This window comes from Streptomyces sp. NPDC020362 (assembly GCF_040642095.1).
In the GTDB taxonomy this organism is placed as follows: Bacteria; Actinomycetota; Actinomycetes; order Streptomycetales; family Streptomycetaceae; genus Streptomyces.
Map to the genome: position 1 here is coordinate 1 of NZ_JBFAET010000265.1, position 9,820 is coordinate 9,820.

6 protein-coding genes are annotated in these 9,820 nt (G+C 70.6%); all 6 read left to right on the forward strand.

Annotation, left to right across the window (positions count from 1 at the left end; translation table 11 throughout):
* Nucleotides 1–4,012: SDR family NAD(P)-dependent oxidoreductase (locus AB0H32_RS43560; RefSeq protein ID WP_361133697.1), on the forward strand; the 4,012-nt coding region annotated here is incomplete at its 5' end.
* A gap of 29 nt (nt 4,013–4,041) precedes the next feature.
* Complete coding sequence (locus tag AB0H32_RS43565) at nt 4,042–4,935, forward strand: 3-hydroxyacyl-CoA dehydrogenase family protein (protein ID WP_361133700.1); 894 nt, start codon at nt 4,042–4,044, stop codon at nt 4,933–4,935.
* Nucleotides 4,936–4,937: 2 nt separating this feature from the next.
* Entirely contained in the window at nt 4,938–5,207 is a 270-nt protein-coding gene (locus tag AB0H32_RS43570; protein WP_361133703.1) for a phosphopantetheine-binding protein, read from the forward strand.
* Between the two features lie 34 nt (nt 5,208–5,241).
* Entirely contained in the window at nt 5,242–6,387 is a 1,146-nt protein-coding gene (locus tag AB0H32_RS43575; RefSeq protein WP_361133706.1) for an acyl-CoA dehydrogenase family protein, read from the forward strand.
* Nucleotides 6,384–8,480 carry an amino acid adenylation domain-containing protein gene (locus AB0H32_RS43580; protein ID WP_361133708.1) on the forward strand — a complete coding sequence of 699 codons (2,097 nt, stop codon included), beginning with the start codon at nt 6,384–6,386 and terminating at the stop codon, nt 8,478–8,480. Before AB0H32_RS43575 ends, AB0H32_RS43580 begins: the two co-directional genes overlap by 4 nt.
* A gap of 298 nt (nt 8,481–8,778) precedes the next feature.
* Nucleotides 8,779–9,723 (forward strand): hypothetical protein, encoded by a 945-nt coding sequence (locus AB0H32_RS43585; RefSeq protein ID WP_361133711.1) that lies wholly within the window; start codon nt 8,779–8,781, stop codon nt 9,721–9,723.
* Nucleotides 9,724–9,820: the final 97 nt, after the last annotated feature.

Sequence of the window (9,820 nt, forward strand, 5' to 3'; positions counted from 1 at the left end):
GCCGGTGGCGGACGCTCCCGCGGGTGTGGTGCCGCTGGTGCTGTCGGCCAGGTCCGGCCAGGCCCTGTCGGGGCAGGCCGCGGCACTGCACGATTTCCTCACCACGCACCCCGAGACCGGCCTCGTCGGCATCGCCCGGTCGCTGGTGACCAGCCGGTCCCTGTTCAGCCACCGCGCCGTACTGGTCGGCGACCGCACCCAACTGCTCACCGGCCTGCGCCAGCTGGCCGCCACCCCACCCGCCACAGCCGCCGCCACCGGCGACACGCCGCCGGCCGCCGTCTTCACCGGCCAGGGCGCCCAGCGCGTCGGCATGGGACGCGAACTCAGCCGGGCCTTCCCCGCCTTCGCCCGAGCGCTCGACGAGATCTGCTCGGTCGTCGATCCGCTCCTCGGGCGAGGCCTGCGCGAGGTGATGTGGTCCGACGCGGACGACGCCGAACAGATGCTGGCCCGCACCGAATACGCTCAGCCTGCCCTGTTCGCCTTCGAACTCGCGCTCGCCCGCCTCTGGGAGTCCTGGGGCGTGCGGTTCAGCGCCGTCACCGGCCACTCCGTCGGTGAGATCGCCGCCGCCGTCACCGCGGGCGTCCTCTCCCTTGAAGACGCCGCGCGGCTGGTGGTCACCCGCAGCCGCCTCATGCAACGCCTTCCCCCGGGTGGCGCCATGCTCGCCGTCAACGCCTCGGAGACGGAGGTCACCACGGTTCTGGCCGGTACCCCCGAGGTCGTGGTCGCCGCCGTCAACGGGCCCGACGCCGTCGTCGTCTCCGGCGACGAGAAGCACATCGGGCGGCTCGCCGACCACTGGCGTCAGCGCGACATCCGCGTGGCCCGCCTCAAGGTCAGCCACGCCTTCCACTCACCCCTCATGGACTCCATGCTGGAGGAGTTCCGCGCCGCACTCGACCAGCTCACCTTCCGCCCGCCCACCCTCCCCCTGCACCCAGCGGCCGACAGTCCCCACTCCATCGACACTCCCGACTACTGGGTCGACCACGCCCGCAACGCCGTGCACTTCGCCAAGGCCGTCGGGGCGATTCCGCGCACCCATGTCCTTGTCGAGATCGGCCCCGACGCCGCCCTCACCCCCACCCTCACCGACACCCACCCCACCGCGCCCACCTGCCGCAAGGGACGGCCCGAAACCCACACCGTCCTCCAGGCGCTCGGCCACGCCCACACCCATGGCGCCCCCGTCGACTGGACGGCCGTCGTCCCCGAGGCCCGGCCCGTCCGGCTTCCCACCTATGCCTTCCAGCACCAGGCCTACTGGCTCGCGCCCGCTCGGACGGCCGGGAGCGACCGGGACACCAGCGGCGATCAGGCGTTCTGGGCAGCCGTCGAGAAGGAGGACTTCTCCACGTTGGCCGAGACCCTCGGCGTCCCGGCAGAACTGGAGCCCGCAATGCCGGCGCTCGCCCGGTGGCACCGGGAGAATGCGCGTCGGCGGACGATGGACTCCTGGCGCTACCGAGTCGTCTGGAACCCTGTGGAGCGGACCCCGGCCGCCCAGGTACCGGGCTCCTGGCTGGTCGTGCTGCCGCACGGCGGGGGCGACTCGGACGCGCTCCGCTCCCTGACCCGGGTGCTGGCGGACGTCACGACGGTCGAGCTGGGGCGGGAGGCGGACCGGCAGGCCACCGCCGAGGTGCTGGCCACGGCGGTCAAGGGCGTACCGCTGCTGTCCGGCGTCATCGGCCTGCCCGACCAGCCGGAAGCCCTCCTCGTACTGGTCCAGGCCCTCGGCGACATCGGGAGCGGCGCCCGGCTGTGGTGCCTGACGAGAGGCGCGGTGGCCACGACCGAGGGCGAGGCTCCCGACCCGCTCTCCGCGGCGTGCTGGGGTGTCGGTCTGGTCGCCGGTCTCGAACATCCGGAGCGCTGGGGCGGGCTGATCGATCTTCCGGGACGGCTCGACGACCGCTCCACCGGCTGGCTCGCGGGTGTCCTCGCGGGTGACGAGGAGGAGGACCAGATCGCCATCCGCGCCGGGGGAGTTCTGCGGCGCCGACTCGTGCCGGCGTCCGCCGCCCGGGAGCCGCGCCGTGCCTGGCGCCCCCGCGGTACGGTCCTCATCACGGGGGGAACCGGCTCGATCGGTGCGCACATCGCCCGCTGGCTGACGGCCCACGGTCCCTGTTCTCTCGTTCTGGTCTCGCGGCGTGGCGCCGAGGCGCCGGGCGCCGTCGGCCTGCGTGAGGAGCTGGAGGGGCGGGGAGCGCGGGTGCGGCTGGCGGCCGCCGACGTGACGGACCGGGAGGCCATGGCTGCCCTGGTCGCGGAGGTCGCCGCCGAAGAGGGACCGGTGCGCGCGGTCTTCCACGCGGCGGGCGTCGGCCAGAACACCCCGATCGCCGACATGGGGCTCGACGAGTTCCGGGCGGTCTCGTCGAGCAAGACCGACGGCGCGCGGGTCCTCGACGAACTCTTCGCCGACGACGAACTGGACGCCTTCGTGCTGTTCTCCTCCGTCTCCGGTGTCTGGGGCAGCGGCCGCTACGCGGCCTACGCCGCGGGCAACGCCTACCTGGACGCGCTGGCCGAACGACGGCGTGCCCGGGGGCTGCTCGCCACTGCGGTGGCGTGGGGCGTCTGGGCGGAGTCGGGAATGGTGGGACCGGACGGCGAACAGCAGCTGCGCCGCCGCGGCCTGGTGCCGATGCCGCCGGCGGACTGCGTTGCGGCGCTCGGGCGTGCCCTGGACGAGGACGAGACCAGGCTCACGGTCGCCGACGTCGACTGGGAGACCTTCCTCGCCGGGTACACCGCCGCCCGCCGACGGCCGCTGGTCGAGGAGCTGCCCCAGGCCCGCGACCTGCTCGCCGAACGCTCCGCCACGGCCCCGGCGAGCCAGGGGGACATCCGTCGCACACTCGCGGATCTGTCGCCGGAGGACCGACGGATCGCGCTGAGGGACCTGGTGAGCGCCACGGTGGCCGATGTGCTGGGCCATGCCGACGCCGCGTCCGTCGACGCCGAGCGGCCTTTCGTGGAGATGGGCTTCGACTCCCTGTCCGCGGTGGAGGTCCGCAACAAGCTCAACGTCGCCACCGGCCTGGCCCTGCCGGCGATGCTGGTCTTCGAGCATCCGACGGTGGTCGCCATAGGCGAGTTCCTCCATGCCGCGCTCGCCGACGGGACACCGGCGGGCGGGCACGCGGCCGGCCCGGCCGCGGAGTCCGGGGAGTCGTTCGCGGCCGTCTACCGGCAGGTCGCGATCCGCGGCCGTATGACCGAGGTCGAGGCGCTGCTGACCGGTGCGGCCGGGCTGCGCAGCCACTTCACCGACCCTTCGCAGGTCGAGGGCGGACCCGGCTTCGTCCGGCTGGCCACCGGCGGCGAAGAACCGGTCGTCGTCTGCTTCCCGCCGTTCGCCCCGGTCGAGCAGTCACTGCAGTTCGCCCGGCTGTCCATGTTCTTCCGTGACCGGCGCGACCTGTCGATGGTCTTCGTGCCCGGGTTCCTGCCCGACGAACCGATCGCCGCGACGCGTGAGGTACTGGTCGAGGCGCTGACGCGCGAGACGAAGCGCTGCGTCGACGGCAGGCCGTTCGCGCTGCTGGGGTACTCGTCCAGCGGCTGGCTCGCGCACTCGGTCGCGGCGAGGCTGGAGGAACGGGAGGAGTCCGCCCGGGGCCTGATACTCCTCGACACCTATCCTCCCGACAGCATGTCGCTGAGCATGCGTCAGGCGATGACGTACGAGGTCAACGAGCGGCGCTCCAGGTTCACCACGATGAACTTCACGACGCTGACGGCTCTCGGTGCCTACCGCAGGCTCTTTCGCGGATGGACGCCGGAGCCCGTGGCCACCCCCACGCTCTTCGTCCGCCCGGAGGACTGCATCCCCGGCGACCCGACCGCTTCGCCGATGGCCGACGACTGGCGCGCGCACTGGCCGCTCCCGCATCGGGAGGTGGTCGTCCCCGGCGACCACTGCACCATCGTCGCCGAACACGCCGAGGCCGTCGCCGCCGAGGTGCACACCTGGCTGGAAGAACAGTGCTGACCACTGAGACGCCCATCGGAAGAGGACCCATGACCCAACCCATACGCACCGTCGGCGTGGTAGGCGTCGGCAACATCGGCAGCACCGTCTGCGTCGACTTCGTCGTCCACGGATTCCGCGTCGTCGCCGTCGACCGGGAACAGTCCGCGCTGGCCGCGGCCCGGGGGCTGCTGCGTGACGTGAACCGGTTCCTGCCCGCCGTACGGCCCGGCCTGACCCGCCTGGCCGCCACACAGGCGCAGGAACGGCTCGTCACCACCACCGACCTGGCCGCGCTCGCCGAGTGCGAGTTCGTGGTGGAGAACGTCAGCGAGAAGTGGGAGGTCAAGCGGGATGTCTACCACGATCTGGACCAGGTGCTGCCCCACGGCGTCGGCATCGGTGTCAACACGTCGAGCGTCCCGATCGGCCGGCTGGCGGCCAGGACCCGCCGTCCCGACATGGTCGTCGGCATACATTTCATGAACCCCTCCTACCTGAAGGACGCGGTGGAGGTCATGCGAGGCGCCGACACCTCGGAGAAGTGCCTCGACCAGGTACACGAGCTGCTCGCCCGGCTGGGCAAGCAGGCCGTCGTGGTCGGGGACTTCCCGGGCTTCGTCAGCAACCGGATCTCGCATCTGTTCTTCAACGAGGCGATCAGGGTCGTGCAGGACCAGGGCGTCGCCCCCGCGGCGGTCGACGACATCTTCAAGAAGTGCTTCGGCCACACCATGGGGCCGCTGGAGACCGCGGACCTGATCGGCCTGGACACCGTGCTGCTCACCCTGGAGAACCTCCGCGACAACTACGGCGACGCCCGCTACGACGGTTGCGCGCTGCTGCGCGAGATGGTCGCCTCCGGGCGGCTCGGACGCAAGTCCGGCCAGGGTTTCCACCACTACCACGGCGCGACGGCCGTGGCGACCGCGACAGGAGAATGACAATGACCGCCCCCAGCACCACCGACGAGATCGACGACGTCGTACGGGAGTTCCTGGCCACGCGGGACACCTCGCCCGCCCCCGAGCGCGACGAGGACCTGTTCCAGTCCGGTCGGGTCAATTCGCTGTTCGCGATCCAGCTGATGAGCTTCGTCGAGCGGACCTTCGAGATCGAGGTCGACGTGGACGACCTCAGTCTGGCCAACTTCGCCAGTATCGCCAAGATCACCGACTTCGTGCAGCGCAAGCAGCTCGAAGCCCATTCGGTCTGACCGCGACCGGGACAGGAGGAACGGACTGATCGTCATGGAACACCTGCTTGACCCGGAGGAACGCGAGCATCACGACCGGATGCTGCGGCTGGTCACGGGCCGCTGGGCGCAGAGCGCCCACACTTGGGAGGGCGGCGAGATCCTGCCCGAGGAGGTGGTGCGGTGGTGTGGTGAGGAGGGACTCCTCGGTGCCGCACTGCCGACGGCCGTCGGCGGCGGTGGCTGGTCCCCCGTCGAGGCGGGACTCATGTACGAGGCACTGGGCCGGGTCAGCATCTCGCTGGCCTCGCTCGTGAACGTGCACGGCATGATGGCGCAGACACTGGCCCGCTGGGGCACCGCCTGGCACCGCGAGCACGTCATGCCGGCACTCGGCGAAGGCAGCCGCGTCGCCGCGATCTGCATGACCGAACCGCATGCCGGAAGCGACCTGGCCGCGATATCCACCAGCCTGGTGGAAAGGGACGGCCGGCTGCTGGTCAACGGGACGAAGGTCTTCATCACTTTCGGCCGCCGCGCCGACGACCTGCTGGTGTTCGTGCAGCGTGAGGGGCGGTCCGAAGCGTGTCTCGTGCGGCGCGACAACCCCGGCGTCCGCATCGAGCCCATGGGGGACGTACTGGGGTTGCGCGCGGCGGGGCTGGCCAGGATTACCTTCTCCGACTGCGAGATCGCACCGGGGGCGGTGGTCGGAAAGCCCGGCTTCGCGCTGCCGGTGCTGATCCCGACCGCCCTGGAACACGGGCGGCACGCGGTCGCCTGGATGGCGCTCGGCATGCTTGAGGCGTGCTTCGCGGAGTGCGCACGGTTCGTCCGCGCCCGCCGGGCATTCGACCGGACACTGATCGACCACGGCCAGATCCAGACGCTCATCACCAGGATGGGCGCCGATCTGGAAGCCGCCCGGCACCTGTGCGTCTCCGCCTCACGGGCGATGAGCACCAAGGACCGGGCAGCCACGGAGCGGATCCTGCTGGCCAAGTACTTCGTGTGCCGGGTGGCCCAGGAGCACACCGCCTCCGCGGTGCAGCTCCTCGGCTCCTCGGGTGTCTCCGAGCGGTCGGTGACCGCGCGGGCCTACCGGGACGCCAAGGTACTCACGATCATCGAGGGAACCGAGCAGATTCTGGAGCGCTCACTGGCTCCGGCGCTGGTCAGCGCAGTGGCGGTGGCCTCATGACCACCACGCACGCCTCAGCCGAGGGCCTGCTGGACACGGTGACGACCAAGGTGCTGGGCGACCTGCCCTCCCACGAGGCCGAGTCCTTCCAGCTGGCCGCCGCAGTGCTGGCGCTGTCCTACGTGACGCACGACGACGCCCCGGTCGTGCGGGTGGTCCACGGGACTACTCCGGCCCGCACCGCCGCGTTCACGGTGGACCCGGACGGCAGCGGCGCCGCCCTGGTGGCCGGTGTCAACGACGCGCCGGACACAGCGGAGGAAGCCCAGCACGTCGTCCGTCTGGGCACGCTCACGGACCCGCTCGACCGGGAGTCCTTGAAGGCGGGCGCGGACACCGCCCTGGAAGGGGCCCTCCGGCTCGCCCTGGCGGTGGACGGGGAGCGGGTGTCCTGCACGCACAACGGCGCCCCGGGCGCCGCGCTGGACGCGGAGACGCTGGTGTCGGTGTACCTGACCGTGCTGCCGCGCATGCTCGCCGACCCCGAACGTCCCGTGGCCGCCCATGAACTGCTCCATGGCCCTGAACGGCGCCGAGTACTGGGGGATTTCAACGAGACAGCCCACACTCTGCCGCCGGAGCGCACACTGCACGGCGTCTTCCACGCGCAGGCACTGCGCACCCCGGACGCCGTAGCGGTGAGCACCGACCACGACTCGCTCACCTACCGCGAACTCGACGAGCGCACCGACCGGTTGGCCCGATACCTCGTCGGGCGCGGGGTTACCGCCGGCACGGTCGTGGCGGTGCTGATGGAGCGCTGCCTCGACCTGCCGGTGGCCGTCATCGGCATCCTCAAGGCCGGTGGCGCCTACCTGCCGCTCGCCCCCGACGCGCCACCGGAGAGGCTCGCCGGCCTCGTGGCACAGAGCGGCGCCCCGCTGGTGCTCACGCAACCCGGCCTGGCGGCACCCGAGAACATCGCGGTGCCGTCGGTGCCGCTGGACGATCCGGATCTGTACGCCGGTCCGGATCCCGGGTTCCAGTCCCACAGCGGCCCTCGCGACCTGGCGTACGTCATCTACACCTCCGGGTCCACGGGCCGGCCGAAGGGCGTCGAAGTCGAACACGAGTCGGTCGTCAACCGGCTCAACTGGATGCAACGGCGCTACCCGTTGACCGAATCGGACACACTGCTGCAGAAAACCCCTGTGATCTTCGACGTGTCGGTCTGGGAGCTGTTCTGGTGGTTCTTCGCCGGGGCGCGCATGCATCTGCTCGCCCCCGGGATGGAGCGTTTCCCGCTGGCCATCTGCAAGACCGTGCGCAAGCAGCGCGTGAGCGTGCTGCACTTCGTCCCGTCGATGCTGGGGATATTCCTGGAGTATCTCAACGACGGCGGCGGTGACCTCTCGGCGCTCGCCTCGCTGCGTTGGTGCTTCTCCAGCGGGGAGAGCCTGCTGGCCGGTCACGTGACCACGTTCGGTGAACTCTTCGCCGCTCAGGGCGCCACGCTGGTGAACCTCTACGGTCCGACGGAGGCGACCGTCGATGTCACGGCCTACGACTGCCCTGCGACGGCGTTCACAGGGGTCGTCCCCATAGGCCGGCCCATCGACAACACTCGGGTGTACGTACTGCGCCACGGCAGACCCATGCCCATCGGCGTGTACGGCACGCTGTTCCTGGCGGGCGCGGGTGTCGCGCGTGGCTATCTGGGCGATCCGGATCTGACGGCAGGTCGCTTCGTACCCGAGTACGGCCATCCGGACGGCCGGATGTACGACACGGGTGACCTCGGGCGCTGGCTGTCCTCCGGGGACCTGGAGTACCTGGGCCGCACCGACAACCAGATCAAGATCCGCGGTATCCGCATCGACCTGGGCGAGATCGAGAACGTCCTGCTGCGGTCTTCCGGTGTCACCGAGTGCGTGGTCGTGCTGGAGACCGTGGACCCGAGCCGCCCGCGGCTGCACGCCGCGGTGTCCGGGGCCGCCGGTCTCACGGAGGACGGGCTGCGCGAGCACGCGGCCCGGTGGCTGCCGGAGTACATGGCGCCCGTCGTGTACCACCGTCTGGAACGGCTGCCTCGCACGAGCAGCGGAAAGCTCGACAGGAAAGCGGTGGCTCGGCTGGCCAACGGGCCGCAGTGACACCACCGGTGCGCGGTGGGTCGCCGGACCCCCGTCACCACCCCGTGCGAACGGGACCCCCGAGCCATCGCTCGTCGTTCGGCATGACGGGCGGTGGCGCGGGTGAGTGTCGACAGGAGTGTTCGACACGCCGGTCGGCCGGCTCTTTCATCGGGGACGTCAGCATGCGTCGGCTTCGGAACCAGCCAAAGAGAGGTCGCCAGAACCGTGTCATCAGTTCACAGCAACACCACCGCCGACTCCGTGTTGAGCCTCCGCGGCGGCAGCGGAGTTCACGGAGCGGGTCGAGGAAATGGGCGTGGCCGCTCTGCTGCGCGCCTATCAGACCAGTGGGACGCGGAAGTCGGCGCTCGTCCGGGACCGGCCATCGCTCACCCCGTACCTGCGGGATGCCGTCGATTTCCTCTGTCTCTCCCAGGCCGTGCCCCGCGGCGAAGCCGTACGTCTTCTCACCGAACCACTGCTCGATCGGCTCGTCGACATGGGTGCCGCATCGGAATCCGGGGAGAACTTCGAGCTTTCACAGGTCCGGCTCATCGAACATTTCGGTCGGCTGGTCTTCGTCAGCACCACCAACACCACCGGATACGGCTGGTACGGCCGTGATTCGATCGGGATCGGGCGGCACCTCGCCGGTGCCCGGGGCAGGTGCCTCGACATCGGCTCGTCCACCGGATGCCAGGCTGTTCTGATGGCCGCGACGACAACGAGCGTGCAGTCGGTCGAAATCGACGAGAAGCCGGCTCCCCTCTTCGAGTTTGACGAGGACTTCGACACGATCGGAGTCAACGTGCCGATGATGCCCACGTTCGGCGTTCTCGACATGCCGTGGACGGGCGACGGCGGCGCCGACGCATCCCGGCTCCTGGAGAGCGTGCTGCGGCGAGTCCCCCTGGCGGCGTGGGGGAGACTGGCGGCGAATTCGACGATTCCCGGGAACGCCTCGGGCCTGGACGTCGAATGGTTGCGGAAGCTGAGCGTGGACCGGGAGTGGGCCGTCACCGTCGTTCCGTGCGACTACGAGTCCCTCTCGGCCGAGTCGTCGTTCGTGTGGTCCACCCTGGGCAACCGGGCGATCGTCGCGGAGGACGCCGTCGAGACCGTGAGGGCGGAACTCGCCGCGTCCTGGGCGGCGAACGAGACGGACCGCATGTACTTCTCCACCATCTCCGCAACGGCCGGAACCGGTCCGTCGTTCCGGGTCGCCTCGATGTCACTGGACGGCGAGCGCTGGTCCCTGTGACACACGTTCCGTCTCTCCTCGGGCCGACCGCCGAGGAGGGGACGATCGCATCGGCCACGATACCGACGGCCGTGGGGCCGGGCTGGGGGTGCGACGC